The organism is Geomonas sp. Red276 (genome assembly GCF_054784495.1).
The window spans coordinates 87,326-106,618 of sequence record NZ_BLXW01000011.1 but is presented as its reverse complement, the minus strand read 5'-3'; the positions used below and the strand labels follow the sequence as shown (position 1 = coordinate 106,618).

17 protein-coding genes are annotated in these 19,293 nt (G+C 55.3%); 6 read left to right on the top strand and 11 right to left on the bottom strand.

Going from position 1 to position 19,293, the window contains the following annotated elements:
* Positions 1 to 2: 2 nt before the first annotated feature.
* From ACYVL5_RS09905 to ACYVL5_RS09895, 3 genes are read right to left on the bottom strand one after another with little or no spacing between them, the layout of a single operon-like run.
* On the bottom strand, positions 3 to 605 hold the full coding sequence (locus ACYVL5_RS09905; protein ID WP_460595403.1) for a cytochrome c oxidase subunit 3 family protein: 603 nt from the start codon (positions 603 to 605) through the stop codon (positions 3 to 5).
* Positions 602 to 2,227 (bottom strand): cytochrome c oxidase subunit I, encoded by a 1,626-nt coding sequence (ctaD, locus tag ACYVL5_RS09900; protein ID WP_460595402.1) that lies wholly within the window; start codon positions 2,225 to 2,227, stop codon positions 602 to 604. Before ctaD ends, ACYVL5_RS09905 begins: the two co-directional genes overlap by 4 nt.
* The gene (locus ACYVL5_RS09895) at positions 2,224 to 3,075 is read right to left on the bottom strand and encodes an SCO family protein (protein ID WP_460595401.1); all 852 of its coding nucleotides are present in this window, start codon (positions 3,073 to 3,075) and stop codon (positions 2,224 to 2,226) included. Before ACYVL5_RS09895 ends, ctaD begins: the two co-directional genes overlap by 4 nt.
* A 1,147-nt stretch (positions 3,076 to 4,222) precedes the next feature.
* On the opposite strand from ACYVL5_RS09895, the gene ACYVL5_RS09890 reads away from it, so the two are divergent.
* The 3 genes from ACYVL5_RS09890 (at position 4,223) to ACYVL5_RS09880 (ending at position 11,838) form a co-directional block, all read left to right on the top strand.
* Entirely contained in the window at positions 4,223 to 8,788 is a 4,566-nt protein-coding gene (locus ACYVL5_RS09890) for an NACHT domain-containing protein (protein WP_460595400.1), read from the top strand.
* A 203-nt stretch (positions 8,789 to 8,991) separates the two neighbouring features.
* Positions 8,992 to 10,005: a hypothetical protein gene (locus tag ACYVL5_RS09885; protein ID WP_460595399.1), complete on the top strand. Its 1,014-nt coding sequence runs from the start codon at positions 8,992 to 8,994 to the stop codon at positions 10,003 to 10,005.
* A gap of 150 nt (positions 10,006 to 10,155) precedes the next feature.
* Positions 10,156 to 11,838, top strand: coding sequence for a GTP pyrophosphokinase (locus ACYVL5_RS09880; protein ID WP_460595398.1), 1,683 nt, complete (start codon positions 10,156 to 10,158; stop codon positions 11,836 to 11,838).
* Positions 11,839 to 12,077: 239 nt separating this feature from the next.
* Here ACYVL5_RS09880 and ACYVL5_RS09875 read toward each other — a convergent pair whose 3' ends face one another.
* Together ACYVL5_RS09875 and ACYVL5_RS09870 are read right to left on the bottom strand one after the other, a co-directional pair.
* On the bottom strand, positions 12,078 to 12,332 hold the full coding sequence (locus ACYVL5_RS09875; protein WP_460595397.1) for a type II toxin-antitoxin system YoeB family toxin: 255 nt from the start codon (positions 12,330 to 12,332) through the stop codon (positions 12,078 to 12,080).
* Positions 12,329 to 12,580 (bottom strand): type II toxin-antitoxin system Phd/YefM family antitoxin, encoded by a 252-nt coding sequence (locus ACYVL5_RS09870; protein WP_460595396.1) that lies wholly within the window; start codon positions 12,578 to 12,580, stop codon positions 12,329 to 12,331. The genes ACYVL5_RS09875 and ACYVL5_RS09870 overlap by 4 nt, the downstream gene beginning before the upstream one ends.
* 336 nt (positions 12,581 to 12,916) lie before the next feature.
* Here ACYVL5_RS09870 and ACYVL5_RS09865 point away from each other — a divergent pair, with 336 nt between their 5' ends.
* Both ACYVL5_RS09865 and ACYVL5_RS09860 read left to right on the top strand, forming a co-directional pair.
* Positions 12,917 to 13,615: an aspartate/glutamate racemase family protein gene (locus tag ACYVL5_RS09865; RefSeq protein ID WP_460595395.1), complete on the top strand. Its 699-nt coding sequence runs from the start codon at positions 12,917 to 12,919 to the stop codon at positions 13,613 to 13,615.
* A gap of 159 nt (positions 13,616 to 13,774) precedes the next feature.
* Complete coding sequence (locus ACYVL5_RS09860) at positions 13,775 to 14,029, top strand: AbrB/MazE/SpoVT family DNA-binding domain-containing protein (protein WP_460595394.1); 255 nt, start codon at positions 13,775 to 13,777, stop codon at positions 14,027 to 14,029.
* Here the strand turns inward: ACYVL5_RS09860 and ACYVL5_RS09855 are convergent, their stop codons facing one another.
* From ACYVL5_RS09855 to ACYVL5_RS09840, 4 genes are read right to left on the bottom strand one after another with little or no spacing between them, the layout of a single operon-like run.
* Positions 14,030 to 14,470, bottom strand: coding sequence for a MarR family winged helix-turn-helix transcriptional regulator (locus tag ACYVL5_RS09855; RefSeq protein WP_460595393.1), 441 nt, complete (start codon positions 14,468 to 14,470; stop codon positions 14,030 to 14,032). It abuts the gene before it with no gap.
* A gap of 12 nt (positions 14,471 to 14,482) precedes the next feature.
* Positions 14,483 to 15,283, bottom strand: a complete 801-nt coding sequence (locus tag ACYVL5_RS09850; protein ID WP_460595392.1) for an SDR family oxidoreductase — start codon at positions 15,281 to 15,283, stop codon at positions 14,483 to 14,485.
* Positions 15,284 to 15,331: 48 nt separating this feature from the next.
* The gene (locus tag ACYVL5_RS09845) at positions 15,332 to 15,679 is read right to left on the bottom strand and encodes a DUF1904 family protein (protein ID WP_460595391.1); all 348 of its coding nucleotides are present in this window, start codon (positions 15,677 to 15,679) and stop codon (positions 15,332 to 15,334) included.
* A gap of 52 nt (positions 15,680 to 15,731) precedes the next feature.
* Positions 15,732 to 16,196, bottom strand: a complete 465-nt coding sequence (locus ACYVL5_RS09840) for a MarR family winged helix-turn-helix transcriptional regulator (RefSeq protein ID WP_460595390.1) — start codon at positions 16,194 to 16,196, stop codon at positions 15,732 to 15,734.
* Positions 16,197 to 16,500: 304 nt separating this feature from the next.
* Here ACYVL5_RS09840 and ACYVL5_RS09835 point away from each other — a divergent pair, with 304 nt between their 5' ends.
* Complete coding sequence (locus ACYVL5_RS09835; RefSeq protein ID WP_460595389.1) at positions 16,501 to 16,845, top strand: cupin domain-containing protein; 345 nt, start codon at positions 16,501 to 16,503, stop codon at positions 16,843 to 16,845.
* 70 nt (positions 16,846 to 16,915) lie between these two features.
* Here ACYVL5_RS09835 and ACYVL5_RS09830 read toward each other — a convergent pair whose 3' ends face one another.
* Positions 16,916 to 17,818 (bottom strand): sensor domain-containing diguanylate cyclase, encoded by a 903-nt coding sequence (locus ACYVL5_RS09830; protein WP_460595388.1) that lies wholly within the window; start codon positions 17,816 to 17,818, stop codon positions 16,916 to 16,918.
* A 58-nt stretch (positions 17,819 to 17,876) separates the two neighbouring features.
* Positions 17,877 to 18,842 carry a hypothetical protein gene (locus ACYVL5_RS09825; RefSeq protein WP_460595387.1) on the bottom strand — a complete coding sequence of 322 codons (966 nt, stop codon included), beginning with the start codon at positions 18,840 to 18,842 and terminating at the stop codon, positions 17,877 to 17,879.
* Between the last annotated feature and the right edge of the window lie 451 nt (positions 18,843 to 19,293).

Genomic DNA, 19,293 nt, shown 5'->3' with positions numbered 1-19,293 from the left:
TCCTACAGAATCAGGTAGTACAGCGGGAAGATGAAGATCCAGACCAGGTCCACCAGGTGCCAGTAGAGGGTGCCGTTCTCCAGCGTCACGTTGTTGTCGATGGTGAGGCTCCCCTTCTTCACCTTGGTGCCGATCCAGGTGAGGAGCGCTCCGCCGACGATGACGTGGATCCCGTGGAGGCCGGTGGTCAGGAAGTAGAGGCTGAAGAAGATCGATTCCCCCGGCGGGCCGTGCACGAGCCTCTGCGAGCCGGGATAGATCCCGTGGGCGAACTTGGCGCTCCACTCGAAATACTTCACGACCAGGAAGATCGCCGCGCAGCCGATGGTCCCGGCCAAAAGCGCCAGAGTGCTCTTTGGCCTGCCGCTCTTTATGGCGGTGACCGCCATGGCGGCCAAAAGGCTCGAGGTAATGAGCACCACCGTGTTGGCGGTCCCCATCACCACGTTGAGCTCGTGCCCCCCGGCCGCGAAGTCGTGCGGGTAGCGGGCAAGGTAGACCGCATAGAGGATGAAGAGCCCCCCGAAGAGGAGGAGCTCGGTGAACAGGAAGAGCCACATCCCAAGCCTGGCCCCGACGTCGTCCCGCGGCAGAAGATGGCTCATGGCTCACCCGCCTTCTTGAAGTCGTAGGGGCCGTGGGTGACCACCGGGTCCTCCTCGAAGTTTTCCGTCGGCGGCGGGGTGGCGGTGATCCACTCCAGCGAGGCGCCTCCCCACGGGTTCCCCTCGAACGGCTCCCCCTTCAAAAGCCCCCGCCAGAGATTGACCAGCATGATGATGAGGCCGGTGACCAGGATCCAGCTCCCGACGGTGGCCACGAAGTTGAGCCTCGCGAACTCGGGGAGGTAGTCGAAGTAGCGCCGCGGCATCCCCTTCATCCCGAGGACCTGCATGGTGAAGTACATGACGTTGAAGCCGACGAACATGAGCGCCCAGGCGACGATGGCCGGCTTCTCCTTGTAGCGGCGCCCGTAGAACTTGGGAAGCCAGTAGTGGGCGGCGGCGAAGAAGGCGAAGCCGGTGCCGCCGAACATGACGTAGTGGAAGTGCCCCACCACGAAGTGGGTGTCGTGCACGTGGATGTCGGTGGCCGCCGCGCCGAGGATCAGCCCGCTTAAGCCCCCGATGGAGAAGAGCAGGATGAAGGAGAGCGCGAAGAGCATCGGCGCCTCCAGCGAGATCGATCCCTTGTAGAGGGTGGAGACCCAGTTGAAGACCTTGATGGCGGAGGGGATGGCGACGATGAAGGTCAAAAAGGAGAAGACCATCACCGCCGTGTCGCTCATCCCGGAGGTGAACATGTGGTGCCCCCAGACCACCGAGCCGGCCGCCGCGATGGCCACCGAGGAGACGGCGATCATCTTGTAGCCGAAGATCGGCTTCCTCGAGAAGACCGGGATCACCTCGGAGATGACCCCCATGGCCGGGAGGATCATGATGTAGACCGCCGGGTGGGAGTAGATCCAGAAGAGGTGCTGGTACATGACGGGGTCGCCGCCGCGGGAGGGATCGAAGAGCCCCACCCCCAGGGTCCTTTCGGCGATGACCATGAGCAGCGTGATGGCAACGATGGGGGTGGCGAGGATCTGCACCCAGGCGGTGGCGTAGAGCGACCAGACGAAGAGCGGGAGCCTCCCCCAGTTCATCCCCTCGGCCCTGAGGCGGTGGATGGTGGTGACGAAGTTGACGCCGGTGAGGATGGAGGAGAAGCCGAGCACGAAGACGCCGAAGACCGCCAGCGACACGTTGGTGCCGGTGCGGGCGGAGAAGGGGACGTAAAAGGTCCAGCCGGTGTCGGGGGCGCCTCCGCCGGTGAAGAGCGAGGTGAGGACGATGACCGCACCGATGGCGTAGAGCCACCAGGAGAGGAGGTTCAGCCGCGGGAAGGCGACGTCCCGGGCTCCGATCTGGATCGGCATCACGAGGTTACCGAAGGAGGCCGGGATCCCCGGGATGATGAAGAGGAAAATCATCACCACCCCGTGCACGGTGAAGACCGCGTTGTAGGTCTTGGCGGTCATGATGGTCGGCCCGGGGGCCATCAGCTCCAGCCGGATCAGCACCCCGAGGAGCACCCCGACCAGGAAGAATCCCAAGACCGAGTAGAGGTAGAGAAGACCGATCCTCTTGTGGTCGGTGGAGAAGATCCAGGAGGCGATACCCCGTTTCCCGGTATCCTCCCAGAAACCGCCCGCAACGGGCGTTACCGTAGCATCCGAACTCATTTACCCCCCGCCTGATTTCGTTTGGCCTTCCGTCCCCCGAGGATCAGATAGGCCAGGAAAGACCCGCAGCAGACGATGATCACCGTGGCGGTCACCCTGAGCAGGTTGAACTGGTAGCTCCGTTTGGCCGGATCGAAGGTGAAGCAGTAGCCGACCATTTTCTTGATGCCGTAGCCGATCTTCCCCTCCCCCGCCTCCACCAGCGCCAGGGTGAGGTCCTTGGCAAGGAAGGTGGTCCCGTAGAGGTAGCGGACGATGGTCCCGTCGCCGGAGATGATGAAGCAGGCGACCGGGTGCATGAACTCCACCCCCTGCCGCCTGAAATGGAACCCCGCCGCGTCGGTCACCCCCTTGATGGAGGCGAGATCGCCGGTCAGGAAATGCCATCCCTCCTTGGGGAAGCGGTCCTGCATGGCGGCGAGGTACATCCTCTGGTTGCTGGCGGCCAGCTGCGGGGTTTCGGTCTCGTCGATGCTGAGGGAGAGAACCCGGTAATCGCTGCCGGCCTTGAGCTTGATGGTCGGGAGCACGCGGGTCAGATCGGATTGGAGAAAGCTGCAGACGTTCGAGCAGCGGTAGTAGACCGGGACGATGATGGTGGGCCCAGTGACGAGCTCCCGCAGCTTCCGCGGCGTCCCGTTCTCGTCCTTGAAAACGAGGTCAAGCGGGACCTTGGCCCCCAGCTTCTCATCGAGCCCGACCGTCGGATCGTTTTGCTGGCCAGCCCCCCCTCCCCCGCCACCCGTCGGGGCAGGATGCACGTGGGCCCGCGCCATCACCGGGGTAAGGAGAAATAGAGCGACCAGAAGTGGCAGGTAACGGAGGAAAACGTTTCGGGAGGGTGGCATGCGTTCTCCAATGAGGTTCAAAAAACTTCGTGGTTAATTATAAAGGAAACAATCCCGCTGTCTACCGCCTGGGAGCGAAAAAATGCTAAGGATTTCAGGTTGCTGAGATGAAGTGATCCGAAAATGTTTCGATTTTGATGGCACTTAGAAGAGCCAGTCTGGATTTAGATCGGCGAAGGGCAGTACAAACTTTAGGAAGAAGCAGTCGTTAGGTCGTTGCGGCTGGCTTAGTCAAGAAAACAATATCCTTCCAGAGAGCAGCAAAGCTGACAAAGGGGCAAGTATGAGCCCGAGAAAGGAGGGACTCGATGAAACCTGATACAAATAGCGGCTCTTACATCCCCAGCGAAAGCGATCCCTCCCCTTCAACGGGAGGGTCAGGGTGAGGATGGGGTTTCTCCAGTATGTTCCCTTTGACAACCAGATTGAACCTCTATATGATTCCCCTCATTTGAAATTGCTCCTTTGAGCTCAAATAGCCCCAACAATGTTTAGGAACAGGCGGTGCCGAAACAGAAATTGTGATTTTTAAATGTAACGGCGACGGTTCCGAAGCAGAAACCACGATTTCAAAACAGACGGCGACGGTTCCGGAGCAGAAATCGCGATCTCGAAATGGACACCGACGGCCCCGGAGCAGAAATCACGATCTCAAAAACCGCATCGACAGTCCCGGACTGGGAATCACGATCCCGAAACAGACAGCGACGGTCTCGGAGTAGATACCACGATCTCAAAACCGGCAGCGACGGTCACTGAGTAGAAAACCCGATCTCGAAACAGACAGCGACGGACAGGGAGCAGAAATCACCACCTCGAAACTGACACCGACAGTCCCGAAGTAGAAATCGCGATCTCCAAACAGACAGAGACGGTTCGTGAGTAGGAGCAACGATTCAGCAACAGACGGCGACGCAGAGCCTCCCGGGGATGCTCTGGAAAGGGCAGAAGGTACGGGAAAGGCTGAAGAGAGGAAGGTAACAATTACTTATTTTTGGACAGCGGCGCCCTCGTTCTTCAAAATTAAACTGTTGCATAAGTTACCGGTGGCCCTCTATCACACCTGCGAACACGTCATGCGCCGAACGGCAGGGAATAACTGCCTCTCTTATAGCTAATAATGTCAATTGTTGAGGTAGAGGGAATAATGAGCATTGCAGGCATACGTTCCAACCGTGGTGATATTTATCAAACTCTAGTTGCCTTTGACTGGGCATTGTCTGTCTTGTCTGATCCTGCATTCCAATGGCTTGAGATAGATTCAACCACCTTTTTGGTAGATGACGTCGTAATAGGCAAATCGAATGGCGAGGTAATTTGCTGTCAGTGTAAAAAGAATCAGGCAGATTTTGCTGCATGGTCGATATCTGACCTCGCTGGTGAGATCGACAAAGCATCTCTAGCACTGGCTAGAAATAAGCACGCGAAGGTCCGCTTCTATTCCCGTAGCGAGTTTGGCGCTCTCGCTAAATTACGCGAGTACGGGGCCACATATGGCAACGAGGCGGAGTATTATTCCAATCTGACCCAAGAGCATGAGAAAACGGATGCCGTTTTGGCTGCTCGCATCGCCACTCAGGCGCTCGGTCTTTCAACCTATCAATTCCTGCGCCGCACCAGTTTCGAGATCACTCATGATTTTAGCCGCATGGAGGAGTTACTGCGTGGACGCTTGCGCCAGTTGGCAACCAACTCAGAAGCGGCCTTCAACACCCTGTGGAAATGCCTCAATAACCTTGGTGGCCGTATCGAGGACGGCAACCTATCTGCTTCTGCTCAACATCGTCTGACCAAAGACGACCTCAATGAGATTCTCCACCGCACAGGAGCATTGCTCGTTCCCATCATGTCGATTGCACAAGTACGGACATCTTTTTCTAGCACGTCAGCTATCGGAAGGGCATGGGTCAGAGACATTGCGGGGCGGCGCATTTCGAGCGCAATCCTCAATGATGTCCTAGCTGCTATTGATGCCGGAAAACGCAGTATCCTGGTCACGGGGCTTCCTGGTTCCGGGAAAACCTGTGTAATGCTGAATGTACAAGAAGAGCTGGAGAAACGGGCCCAAAACAAAGCGGACGTAGTGCCACTTTTCATTCAGTCGCGCGAGTTCGCTGACTTGGCGACAGCACAGGAGCGCCAAGCTCAAGGGCTGCCAGAGAAGTGGGTGGAGCAGGCCGCCCGCCTAGCTGAAAAAACGCATGTTGTGGTGGTGATCGATTCGCTCGATGTTTTGTCGATAGCCCGAGAGCACAGCGTTCTGAAGTACTTTCTGGCTCAAATAGACCGACTGCTCTTCCTAACCAATATTACCATTATCACAGCTTGTCGAGACTTCGATCGGAGATATGACCATCGCATTGCCGCACGTCAGTGGGACTGCGAACTTAAATGTCGGCCGCTGGAGTGGGAGACCGAGATCAACCCATTACTTCAAGAACTCGGTATCGACACGTCTATTGTTGACGATGTCACCCGAGAGCTTATCCGGAATCCCCGCGAACTAGCTCTGTTTGTCGAACTGGCCGAACTGAATGGTAGCTTCAATGTGGTAACTAGGGAAGCGCTGGCACAACGTTATCTCGATACCGTCTTACAGGCGGACCCTCTGGGGGAGCCTGCAATGCAAGCAATTGAATCCATCGCTGATGTAATGCTTCAGTCACGCAGTCTCGCCGTTCCTCGGCAGCGTTTCACTGCATCACAGGATATCCTGCGTCGGCTGCACAGCCTAAATGTGCTGCAGGATACCCATGACGGTAAATTAACCTTTGGCCATCAAACGCTGCTGGATGTGCTGGTGATATGCGGCGCTCTACGCCGAGGGATATCTCTGAATGAGTTCATAAAAGAATTACCGCCTGTGCCTTTCGTCCGCCCGAGCATACGAAGCTTTGTTGCCCAGCTAGCAACCGGAGATCGTCGTGAATTCAGGAAGCAAGTGAGAGCAGTCTTGACCGGCCAAGCGGCCTTTCACATCCGCCGCCTCGTTGCAGAGTCGTTGGCACAGCAAATACCGCATGATGATGATTGGCCGCTGCTACGAGAGTTACGAGACAAGCATCCTGAGGTGTTTCAGGTAGTTTACGCGCAGGGCGTTCGGCTTGAGTGGCATCACTTCTGGTTGTCTCATCTCGTGCCTTCACTGAAGGAATCCCGCGATCGAGAGGGAATAACTGCCCATGTATATCAGGTTGTGCGATGGAAAAATCAAGATGCAGCCGGAGTCTTAGCATTTTGGATGTGGTCTTTGGGAGAAGATTGGCTTGACACTGAAAGAATTGCGGATCAATTGGTTTATTACGTATCCGATTTTGAAACAAAAAACCTGACACTACTTCTTCCTTTACTAAACTGGCTAATCACAAGGCGAAAACCAGGGCATAGGTTTTTAGGTGATGTCATTGCACGCTGTGTAGTCGCTGGCGCTGTCGATGACAAAATTCTTTGGAAGTATATAGCTGGCGACATCACAAAAGATGACGTATTATCATATGGCTTGGGGGAAAAACTGCATTGCCAGCCTCACGAGTTCGGAGACAAGAATGACAATTTTTTAAAACAGCGAATGGTACAATCCGTCGTATTGCTGGATTTGGCAATAGCAACAATCGAGGAGTGGTCAGAAATACAGACTACTCAATACGGAAATACCAGAATAGGATATCATCATGGTTACCTGGGGAGTACTTCATATGATGATGTCCACTCCAAGAGGGATCTTAGACACATAGATGGCAAGCGAGTTCTTTTCGACGCGATTGAGGCGGCAGTTCTCAGCCATGCCCAAAAGCATTCCGACTGGTGGGAGGAAAACCGTGATCTGATTTCATTTAACCACGAAGGTGCCTTGTGTTACTTCGCTATCCTTGCCTACACCAAATACCCGCATGCCAATTTAGACTTGATCGGAAATCTCCTGTGCGACAGAAACCTACTGGAATCCGATCTTTCTTATGAACTTGGCTCACTAATCGAGGCAACCTTCATTCTCCTCGACGGTGAAACTCAAGACGCCGTCATGACAACCGTTCTAGCCGTTTGGGAGGACTCAGTAACGGACGAGAGGACTCATTTCTGGGCATTGAAGAACCGTGCTGAATATGTATCTGCTATCCCGTGTTACCTTCGTTCACTGCAAGCTCAAGCGATTATAGATGGTTATGAAGAAGTATCCGGAAAGCTAATTAGGCAACCATACATCGGCAGCCGAGGCGGCATGGTCGCTCCTCCGTTTTCATTTAAAGTATTTTTGAGGGCAAGTGATGACGGTATACTTCGTTTACTCGCCCACTATACTGGGTACACAAGGGATTTCGATGACTTTTTGGTTGGAGGGGGGCGAGAAGTCGGATGCCAACTGCGTGAAGCGTCATCACGTCACCCTTCGCGATTCTTGACCTTGCTGGTGGCAAACTGGGTTCACCTGTCAGAAGATTTTCGCAACGAAATCATGTACGGGATTTCTACCTACCTGGCCCATCGCTATGGTAACTTGCGCACCAATGGCACCTGGGTACCTGTTGAAGAGCCTGATGCTCCCGTCTTGGCTAGTCAGATCCTTAACGAACTAGAGAGACACCCGTCCCATTGGGAACTCAACCCCGCTGCAGCAAAGGCTCTAGAAGCCTGCGCAAATGTTATCACAGATTCCGACAGTGCTGGAAAGCTGGTTTTTCTGGCAATTCGCTTTAGCTATTTTAGGGAAGAAAGCACCATTCAAGGCGATTCCGTGGATGCGATTATGACCGGTATCAATATGATGACTGGGAATGTTGCTGAAGCGTTGACAATTCTCGCCTACAATTTGCAAAAGACTAGCACTGTATTTCCCCCGTTATTGGAACCGACATTACGCCGATTTGCCAGCTACGACCATCCTGGAATCCGCGCGCTGATTCTGAGACGTTTGCCGTATCTCCAAAGCGAAAACTCCAACCTGTGGTGGGATCTGTTTTACCTAACTATGCAGGATTCTGTGGGGCTTTGGGAGTACGCCGAACGGGCCCTGTATTACGCCTATTACGATCATTTCGACAAAATTGCACCCTTGCTTGAACGTGTTAGGCAGGAGGGCAGCAAGAATGATATGGAAATTTGGGGGCGCATTTCAGCCTTATCTGCGTTAGCAGGGCATATAGAGATTCACAATTTACTTACTGAGTTGGAACATCTGGATATTACGGAAGCGTGGGAAGGTGCGGCTAAAGTCTGGACTCATCCCAGCAACATCAAAAAATATCGCGACTCGTGCTTTGCCTGTATTGAGGCTGGACTTAAAGCAAATACAAACCATGCAATGGCTGTCGCTAAAGTAACAGACAACATGTTCCAAGACGTCACGCCGCCCATCTCTGTTCCGATACAAATTGTTACCCTCTGTTTTGGCGTCTTCGAAAACAGTAACGAAGCTAAAGACCACCGTTTGTTCTGGTTCGCAAAATGGCTGAACGCTACCTCGCAGAGCGACCCAGACCTCGCTTTGGCTGCCGTTGAAATATACATGGCGTATAGTAGTGGCGCCGAGCGATACTTATATGACCATGAAAACAGCCTTGTGCAGTTAATGACCCGGCTTTTTGCCGAAGCTGAGGAAAGGGAAGAATCCGACAATGGCACTATGCTGGCACGCGTGGTCAATGTGCAGGATTTAATGTTAACTTTGGGGGTGCATTCTATCGACAATTGGCTGAAGGCGGCTGAGAGGCAATAGTCGGCTAATCACGAGCAATGGGCGAAAATGTGAATACTGGTGCAGTCCGAAGTCCCGTAGGTCGCGTTGAGGAACGAAACGCGACACCCGGCGCTGCGCCAACTGTGGCAATGTCGCGTTTCACGCTGAAGCCGTTCAACGCGACCTACGTGCTGAAGATGAATCACTTTGGGAGACTGACAGTCAAAACAGGGAGGGATGCCATGACGCGTTCAGAATGCTCTTTTCTCACCATGCTTCTCGTTCTGCTGTTTACCGTCCCCACCGTCTGCGCCGCATCCAAAAAAATGGGAAAGTCGGATGAACAGGCGAAGCGAGAAATGATTACGAAAGTCGGCGACTACTATTTGGGCCAGCGAGTAAGCACTGCGCGAGGTCTGGTCGAGTTAGCACCCGAAGAGTACGCAGTACTTCGATCATTTCCGGGCTGGATCGACATGCCAGGGGAAAAAGTATTCAAAGCCCCCAAGGTCACCCTCAACCGACATGCATGGTATCTGACGATTGGTTCTCTCGACGGAAAGATCTACACTCTTGGACTTCAAGGTGTCGGTAACGACCAAGCCGCAGCGGACACTCTGTTCCAAAAGACCCTTGATTTTGCAAGGTCGCAGATGGGGGCACCGACCGAGCAGACGAATACTCCCAAGCGGTGCATTTGGGACGCTTCGAACGGAAACGTGATCCTTGCAGAGCGCGGTGCCCAGGGTTTCTGGTCGGTGAACTTTTTGCTGACAGCCAAGAGAAGCAGTGTGGTGAGGCTGGGCTCTCTGACTGACCTAGATGCACAGAACGGCTATGGGAGCCTGCACTTCGGCGATACGGTTCCGGCCGGCATGGTGTATCAATCTACCGTGCCCGATCCGGCTGGAAAAGTTGAGCTGTACGCTTGGCCTGATGATGATGGTAAGTTCGACGACGTGATTGTTGGCACAGCATATTACTGTTTCCGAGATGGACACCTCGTGAGCGTTCATTTTTTCGCGCCAGCGGATCAGAGCAACGCAGAAGCGCTGATGAACGCCCTTCGAACCAAGTTTGGTCCGCCCGCTCCGCTTGCAACGCAACCCAATGCCTTCCAATGGGAAGCGCGCCGAGTGCTCTTGACGGTCGGCCTAGGTGAAACACCGATCTTCATCGAATTCCGGAGCACGTCTGATGTGGCCCGCATCATCAAGTCACTCGAACGGAGAAGGCCCCCCCAGAGGGTGAAATAGAGAGGCGGCAATGGGACCGGCTATTGAGATATTCAACGGGCTCCCAACATGCGGCGGCACACGGTCTCCGCTCCGCTCCGCCGGTGCGCCTTGTGGCGTTGGTCGCAAGAACGGTAATATGTAAAAGTAATAATGAACGGAGGAGTGTGGATGATAGTGATTGACGAGTTTATCGGCCGATACCGTAGGGAGTATGACTTTTACGATCAATCTGCGCGACTCGTTTCGCAGATCCTTGAAGGACGTTTACGAGCCTCAGGGGTGCGCGCTATGGTTACCTATCGCGCTAAGGCCGTGGGACGTTTAGAACCAAAGGTCCGAGACCGCTATCAACGAAAACAATATCAGACAGTCACTGAAATCTATAACGATATTCCGGATCTCGCTGGTGTTCGTGTCGCGCTTTACTTTCCTGGACAACGAGACCAAGTCGGGAATATGATCACCGACTTATTTGATGTGACTCATAGCAAAGTATTTACTGATGGCCCAAAGCATGGAAAAAAATTTCCCGGTTATTTAGCGACACATTATAGAGTACGATTAAGAGACGATTCACTGGCCGAGTCTCAAAAGCAATACGCTGAAGCACTCGTTGAAATTCAGGTTGCCTCAGTGCTAATGCATGCGTGGTCTGAAGTCGAGCATGATCTTGTATACAAACCTTTTCAAGGAATCCTTTCCGAAGATGAATACTCTATTCTCGATGAATTAAACGGAATGATGATGGTAGGAGAGATTGCTCTGGAACGACTCCAAAAAGCTGGAGACACTCGGGTTGCAGCGAAGGGAAGACGTTTTGCCAATCATTACGAGCTTGCTACACACTTACTCAGCACTCTAAGTGCTCTAGCAGAATCTAACGCCCTTCAGGCCGGCCTTGGGCGCGTAGACAACTTGTACGATTTTTTAGTGAGGCTAGAGCTTGCTACCCCAGATTCTGTTGGGCGCTATCTCACAGCATTGCATTCTGATCTCGAACGCAGGCCGATTGCTGAACAAATAATTGATCAAGTCATATCCGAGGACTCTGACCGTTATCGAGTTTATGACGCCATTCGCGCAGATCGTCCCACTACAGCCATTACCCATGAGGCAACTGAATTGCCTCATGGCGAACTGCATCGTGTTATGGGTGCTTTCCTCTCAGCTTGGGTAGACTTGGAAAATCTCATTATGGAGTTGGCGCCACCATCTATTAAGGAAGGGGGAGTGGGTATCCCTACCTCGCGAATCCTTTCAGATATGGCTCAGTTGGATAGTAATACCTTGTCACAATTTGAATATATTAAGCGTTTGCGAAATCAATTAGTCCACGGCTCAAAGTCTCCAGAACTGGCTGAGCTACAAGATGCAACTAGGCAAATCTCCACAATACGACAGCAGCTTTTAAATGCTCCTAGAACTTTATTTCAAAATGATGAATTAAACAACACCACATATTACATTTTAAACACAAACAAGGCTAACGATCCAGAAACTCATGTCAATATGCTGAATAATGGAATGGCCGCCGCCTTTTGTGACCCTTGGAAATTCAAAATTGAACGAATTAGAAAGGGCGATGTGGTTTTTCTATACGAAAGCGGAACAGGGATTGTAGCCACTGGAATTGCTTCAGGGAACGTTGAAAAAGTGGACTATGACGGTGAACCAGAAGAGGCATACCAACAAAAGCTGGATAATTATTATAAAGTAAAACCACTACATGCAAGTGAAATCAAGAAGGTTATAGGTGCCAATATCATTTTCTTCAACACTATGTTTAAAATCCCTTCTGAATATGGTGGTAAAATCCTCGAACACCTGGAACCTATAGCCAATATTTATTGACGAAATAGAGGAACCATGAGCTGGGGGCAACCCAAGTTCCGTAGGTCGCGTTGAGGAACAAACGCGACACCCGGCGCTGCGCCAACTAGGGCAATGTCGCGTTTCACGCCGAAGCCGTTCCACGCGACCTACGTGCTGAGGAAGTGTACGAAGGTGGATGAGAGCTGATCGAGTTGGAGGAAACTGGCAGAGAGTCGATGTTTTGGGCATGTCCAGGAAAAACGTGAGGGGGGGAGGATTTAATAGTGGTCCCGGCATTGGGCGATAAGCAAAGTATCACCTTCAACTGAGTAAACTAAGCGATGACAGCTGTCAATTCTGCGAGACCAAAATCCAGTCAACTGATGTTTAAGAGGTTCTGGTTTTCCAATGCCGACAAAAGGTTCACGTTGAATATCCCGAATCAGAGCATTGATGCGCTTAAGCATAGCTTTGTCGTTCAAATGCCAGTAGAGGTAGTCCTCCCACGCAGCGTTTGAAAATTTGATCTTCATTCCGCCAGTTCTCTGACTTCGCCGCCTCCCGAACGTAACTCCTCAACGGAGTCGAGAAGTCGTTTGGCGCTGTGCGGGTTCCGAAGCAGGTACGCGGTCTCTTCGTAGGCTTGGAAGTCTTCAAGAGAGAGGATAACAACCGGCTTCCCACGTTGGCTTGTGACTACGACGGGGGTATGGTCGTCATTGACGGAGCGCATTACCTCTGCCAAGTGCTGTCGAGCGTAGGTATACGTTAAGGCGTCCATATGATCACTCCTTGGAAAGTTTGTACATAAGATAGCACAGACCGGTTTGGCAATCAAGGAGCCGGCGGAGAAGTAGTGGGCGCTCCAACCACAAAGTTCCGTAGGTCGCGTTGAGGAACGAAACGCCCCCCCCCGGCGCTGCGCCGACTGTGGCAATGTCGCGTTTCACGCTGAAGCCGTTCCACGCGACCTACGTGCTGCGGGTGAGATCGACACCTTTGGACGATGCCCCACCCAACTAGGTCGAAGCAGCGGCCTTCGCCGCTGTTCTGCCCACGCCGTTAGCAGGGCCCGTCGGTCAACCACAGTTCGCCCAAGGGGAAAAGGAGTCATCGTATGAAAAGAATCGGTCTTGTCGGCGGCATCGGGCCGGAATCGACTTTGGACTACTATCGGCGCATCATCGACGCCGGGCGGGAACATACGGGCGGCCTATCCACTCCCGAGATCGTCATCTACAGCGCCGACGTCAACGAGGCTCTGGGACTGATGGAGGCTAACGATCTGGACGGCCTGGCGTCCTGGCTGCTGGTCAAGATCGAGGCCCTTGCCGCTGCGGGCGCCGACTTCGCCGCCATTACCGCCAATACCCCACATCTCGTTTTTGACATGGTGGCTGCTCGTTCTCCGCTGCCGCTCATCAGTATCGTAGAGGCCACCTCCGTGGCGGCGAAAGCCACGGGACTTCGCCGGGTGGGGCTTATGGGAACGCTTTTCACCATGCAGGCGGATTTCTACAAGAAACCCTTCCGCGACCATGGGACGGAAGTGATCGTGCCTCTCCCCGAGGAGCAGGAACTCATCCATGAAAGGCTCTTCACCGAGATCGAACTTGGCATCATCAGAGACGAGACGCGGGATGAGTTGATGGCCATTTGCGGGAAGATGAAGGAGCGAGATGGCATCGACTCCCTCATCCTCGGCTGCACCGAACTCCCCCTCATCCTTCCCGACCAGGGTCACGGCATTCCTTTTCTCAATACCACCGCCATACATGTGGAGCGAATCGTGAGAGAATGCGTAGGTGAATCCTGAGGTTGAATAGGCTCCTGGCTCAGAGACAGCACAGGGTAGAGTGATGAATATGCGTTTTTTGCGCCCCCCTCGGAAAACCGGCTTTCATTACTTGACGCCCTCCTGCTTGGTAATTACAACGTACCCACCGCTCGCCACTGCGCACAAGGAGAACGACCGATGAGGGCGAACATCATTCGCATAGGAAATTCGCAGGGAATAAGGATTCCAAAGGTCCTCCTGGAACAGACTCGCCTGGGAACGGAGGTCGAGCTGGAGGTTGAAGAAGACCGCCTGGTTATCCGTGCCGTCACGCGTCCAAGAATGGAATGGGAGCAGAAATTTCAGGCGACGGCACAATGCGGCGATGGCAAGATGCTCGACGAGGATCTGGGCGAACAGACTGAGTGGGACAAGGACGAATGGGAGTGGTAGTCATGCGCTTTGATGTCCAGACACCCCTACCACAAGCTTGTTGAGTAACTGCTTCAACTGTTTGTACTCACCGGGGGTCAGCTTCTCGGTGAGTCTTCGACGGACGCGGTAGGCTGCATCGGAGAGATCCTCTTCGAAGAGGGCCCTCCCCTTCCCGCTGAGCCTCACCCGATTGGCACGCGGGTCCTCCGCTGACGGCTCACGCTCGACGAAACCTATCTTTTCCATCCGGTCGATGATCCCTCCCAGGGTGCTCCTGTCGATCCTGCTTCGCTTGGCAAGTTCGGCTTGGGAGATGTTGTCTGCCTTCCAAAGGATGGCGATCAGGATGTACTGCGGCGGAGTAAGAGCGTAGTCACGGAACTCCTCACGGAACACCGCCCATATCCGCTGGGTGGCCTTGGAGAGCACAAAGACAACGCTTTGCTCGATGTCGAACATGGCGCTTTTCCCTCACGCACCCTGAGCGGCAATGGCGGGCGGATTCCCCACCTCATCACCTTCCGCGGCCGCACCGCTGGCGGCCTGAACCGACGCCGCGAACGCCTTTTCAACCCCCTTGCCATCACTGAGAAGTTGGCCGCGGACCTCCTGCGACATGAAGTCCGGAAAGATATCCTCGTCGCCGTTAACGATCCCCGTCACGATTGCCGCCGCCACCTGCTCCGGCATTGACTTTGGCATCTCCTGGCCCGCGGTCATCCTGGTATCTACCGGACCGGGATACACACCGACCACGCGTACCCCACGAGGCGCAAGTTCGGCCCTCACCCCCTGCACAAGGGAATGTACCGCCGCCTTGGAGGCGGAGTAGGTCCCGTTGACGGGGAGATTCACCAGCCCAAGGATCGAACAGACGTTCACCAGTACACCTGTGCGGGAGGCGAGTATCGGCGCAAAGGCGCGGCACATGGCCAGGGTGCCGAAGAAGTTCACCTTCATCTCCTCCACGGCGCCTGTCATGCCGGCCGGCTCGAGGAGGCTGGTGCACCGATTGACCCCGGCATTGTTGATCAGCAGATCCACATCCCTGCAGAACTCTTGCGCCGATGCCACGCTGGCCGGATGGGTGATATCAAGCCGTATGGGGACGACCCGGTCGCTCTTGCGATTGGACAGCTGCGTTACCCCTGCGATGGTTCGCGCGGCGGCGTAAACCTTGGCGGCCCCTTTGTCGAGAACGGCGTTGACCAAAGCATCGCCGATACCTCCGTTGGCACCGGTGATCAGTACTGTTTTACCTTTGAGATCCATGACGATTCCTTTCTTGTTTGTTAGCTGGCAGATGAGTCCGAAGAAGAGTTACTTTGATCCATACCCAGGCAACCAGCTGATCTCTTTCAGCGGCTCCCCTTCCTTGTAGTACAGCGATGGAGACAGCGGAACGAAGAAGATATGGACGTCCTCGTAGCCGAAATGGACGAGGAGGTCGTTGAGAGTTTCCGCGATCCCATCATGCATCTGCTGTGGCCGCGGAAACATGAATACCTCCAGCGAGCGCGGACTGGCCGTGAGCCGGATGACGGGCAGAAGCTCGATCTTGACGATCTCCTCCGGCACGGCGGCGACCCGGGCAAACTCCATGATCAGCACGGGGATTTGCTGACGCAATAACCCCTCGTCGAATCCCTTGAATCTCAGATAGGGCATTGCAGTTGCCTCCCCTCCCAGCGGATCATGCGCCGGCGAAATCGGTGAGGCATCATTGCCTACCCCGCTGGCGTACCGTGCTGACGGTGGTTTCCAGCCGTTCGACCAACCCGGCCACCTGCGAGAATTCCGTCTCATCGAAGGGGCTCAGCAATTCGCTTTCAAGATCCATGGTGGTGCCGTGGATGCTGGCCACCACGGCGCGCCCCGAGGCGGTGAGGCAGAGGAGTTTGGCCCGGCGATCGGTGGCGTCTTCCGACCGCTCGACCAACCCCTTCGCGATCAGGGTATCGAGCAGACGGACCAGAGAGGGGCCCTCGATACCGATGGATGCCGCGAGGTCCTTCTGGCGAATCCCCTGGCCAAGGAGATGAAGATGCAGGAGAGGACGCCAGGTAGCAGCGGTCAGTCCGGCAACCTGGAACTCGTTGTCCAGGATCTTGCACCACCGGCGCGTCAGAACTGCGAGACGGAAAAGCAGGTTGCTGCGGTCAATCTTGGGTACGTACGCTGTCATAGCATTTTAGTTAGCACGCTATTTATTTCTTTGCAATCCTTTTTTCAGTGATGCCACCGCACCGGGATTACCGGCGGTCGTGTGGCGGGTGGAGCGACCGGGTGAGTTTTGCCAGAGAGAGGGATAGTCCGGCTGAAGTGACGGGCGCCAATTCCACTACATCGGGTGCACAAGAAGCATATGGTGAAATTTGCATCTAGAATTAAGTAAGGGAAGACGGTGTAGAGGGAAATAGCACCATCCGCGACGGCTGACGCCGCAGGTCAAGGCCGCCCGTCAGTGGCCGAGAGGAAGGAGATCGATCATGAGCGAGGAAGAGGTGGCACCTGAAACGAAAGGCGTATCGGTCAAGCTGCTGGCAACGGTTGACCTTGGTCCCGAGATCGACGGGATGGCGGGACGCCAGCTGCGCATGCGCATGGTGACTATCGAGCCTGGTGGGGTCTTCGGTCCGGTTCACAACCACGTGGATCGCCCCGGGCTGGTCTACATCCTCCAGGGAACCATCACCGACCATCGAAATGGAGTGGCTACTGACTATGGACCAGGAGTGGGCTGGCCGGAGGACAGGAACACCACCCACTGGCTTGAGAACAAAGGGACTGTTCCAGCAGTAGAGATCTCGGTCGATATAATCAGGCAAGGATAAACCGGCCCGGCGTCTCACCGCCGGGTGCCAGCGTAGTATTTCCGGCGGATCTGGCTGCCCCTCCCCGGACTCACCCCATGGTCAGGCGGTTCTTTCCGCCGGCCTTGCTCTTGTACATGAGGGAATCGGCCCGGTGCATCAGCGAGACGATGGTGTCTTTGGTAGTGGCCAGGGTGGCGCCGATGGAAACGGTCACCCTGAGCCGCTCCTCGTTCATCGGGATGAACGATTCGCTTACCAGGTTCAGCAGCCGGGTCCCCATCTGCATCAGGTCGCTGCCGTTGACGTTCCGGACGATGCCGACAAACTCCTCCCCTCCCCAGCGACCGTACACGTCGAAGGGGCGCGAGTTGGCGGTCAGCGTGTCGGCGACGAAGCGGAGCACGCTGTCGCCTGCATCATGCCCGAAACGGTCGTTGACCACCTTGAAGTCGTCGAGGTCCATGAAGAGGATCCCGAAGGTGTGGCCGTAGCGGTCCCTCTCCTCGAGGAAGGCCTCCAGTTCCTTTTCCACGTAATAGCGGTTGGCCAACCGGGTCAGCCTGTCCACCATGGCCATCTTTTCCAGTTCCTTGACCCGCTGCTCGCTGGCGAGCTTGTTGCTCAAGTCGGAGAAGATCTCCACCGCGCCGATGATCTCGCCGAAGTCGTCGGTCAGGGGGGAGACCCGGACCGAGACCGGCACCCGGTGGCCGTTCTTGTGGCGCACGAAAATGTCGGCCTTGTGGCTGCAGCCGTCTCCGAGGGCGGCGGCGACCGGGCAGCCGTGGAGGCAGAGATTTCTTCCGTCCTCGTCGACGTGGCACAAAAGGTTTTCCGAGCAGCGGTGACAGACGACGTCCTCGGCGCGGTAGCCGGAGATCTCCTCCGCTGCCTGGTTCCAGTAGACGATGCTTCTGTTCTTGTCCAGGATGTAGAGGCCATCGCTTAAGCTGTGAATGATCTGACGGTAGGAAGTTTTGCTGAGATCCATGGCTGATACCTCGAAAGTGCTGCGACGCTGGTCGAAGCGTTAATGAGCGTCCGGCCGATCAGAACCGGTAGGTGACCGCGCCCTTGATACGGTAATCGGGAACGAGTTGCAAGGCGGTGTTGTCGTTGACGAGCGGGAACTCGGCACCCAGTTCCACGCTCAGTTTCTCCTTCCAGGTATAGGAGATCTCCGGGCCGGCAAAGAGGGAGGTCATCCCGGTGTCCTCGGCTACCACACCGTTCAAATCATCCTTCCCCTTGTCCTCGCCGCTTACGGCCAACTGCAGGGAGAAGGCGGCCTTGTCGGTCAGCCAGAGGTAGCCACCGGGCTTCACGTGCCAACCGAGGTCGTTGGCGTAGCGGTAGTTGAAATCCCCCCTGCTCCGTATGCTGTACTGCACCGCGCCGTTGACGAAGAGCCGCTGCCAGCTGGCAAACATCGCGGCCCCCACCACGCCGTCCCAGGAGCCGCTTCCCAGCGCCAGGTCGTGCCCGTGGATCCCCGACTCCGGGACGCCGGGAGCGGGAGTGGTTTCGTTGAGTTCCTCGCCGATCCGGCCGGAGTCCCCGGTCGGGAATTTCACCCCTCCCATCAGATCCAGCACCAGGATGGCATCCTCCCCGGTAAGCTGCCAGCCCCGGTAGTGACCGATGAGGGAGATGTCCCCCACCCCGGAGACCGTGCCGGTATCGATGCTGCCGTCCGGGTTGGGACGGCGGAAGGAGCGGTTGATGTAGGGGATGTTCATCTGGACGCCAAAGTTGTCGTCGAAACGGTAGCCAACGATGAACTGGGTGATGCTGCTGTCGAGCCGCTGCCCGGCGGGGTTATCGACCTTATGCCCGTCCTGCTGCATGGTGCCGAAGTGGGTGAACTGTTCGAAGACGCCGAGGTTGGGGCCAGGGTTCCCGGTCCTGGCCTCCAGCGAGCGGTAGATGGCGCAGAGATCGCAAGCGCTGGCGGGGGCAGCCGCCATGGCCAGCACCACTAATCCAGCGAAAACCCGGCACCGGTATTGTTTCATTTTTCCCTCCAAAGACGACAGCTGTCTCGTTTTTCGCAGGGGGAGCTGAGAGGCACCCATGGCATTTAGTATAAAATACCGGCTAGTTAGGGCTCGTCCGGATATTTTATAGGTAAATGTATTACAAAATCGGTGCCGGTCTTGGCGGTCCCGCCAAATGACGCATTAAAACCTCCCTCCCCCCTACCCCTCCCCTAAAGGGGCGAGGGGTTACCTTTCAAGCCCCTCTCCCCTTTAGGGGCGAGGGGTTCCAGTTCAAGGCCCTCTCCTCTGATAGGGCGAGGGTTCCATTGCCTCGCCCCTTGGAGGGGTTAGATAATTTATACCCTCGCCCCTTTAGGGGAGAGGGTGGCCGGAGGCCGGGTGAGGGTCGCTTTTAAGGGGGTGTGGGTGCCGACTGGTGAGGGTCGCTTTTCAGGGGGGTGGATGTCGCCGGGTGAGGGTCGCTTTT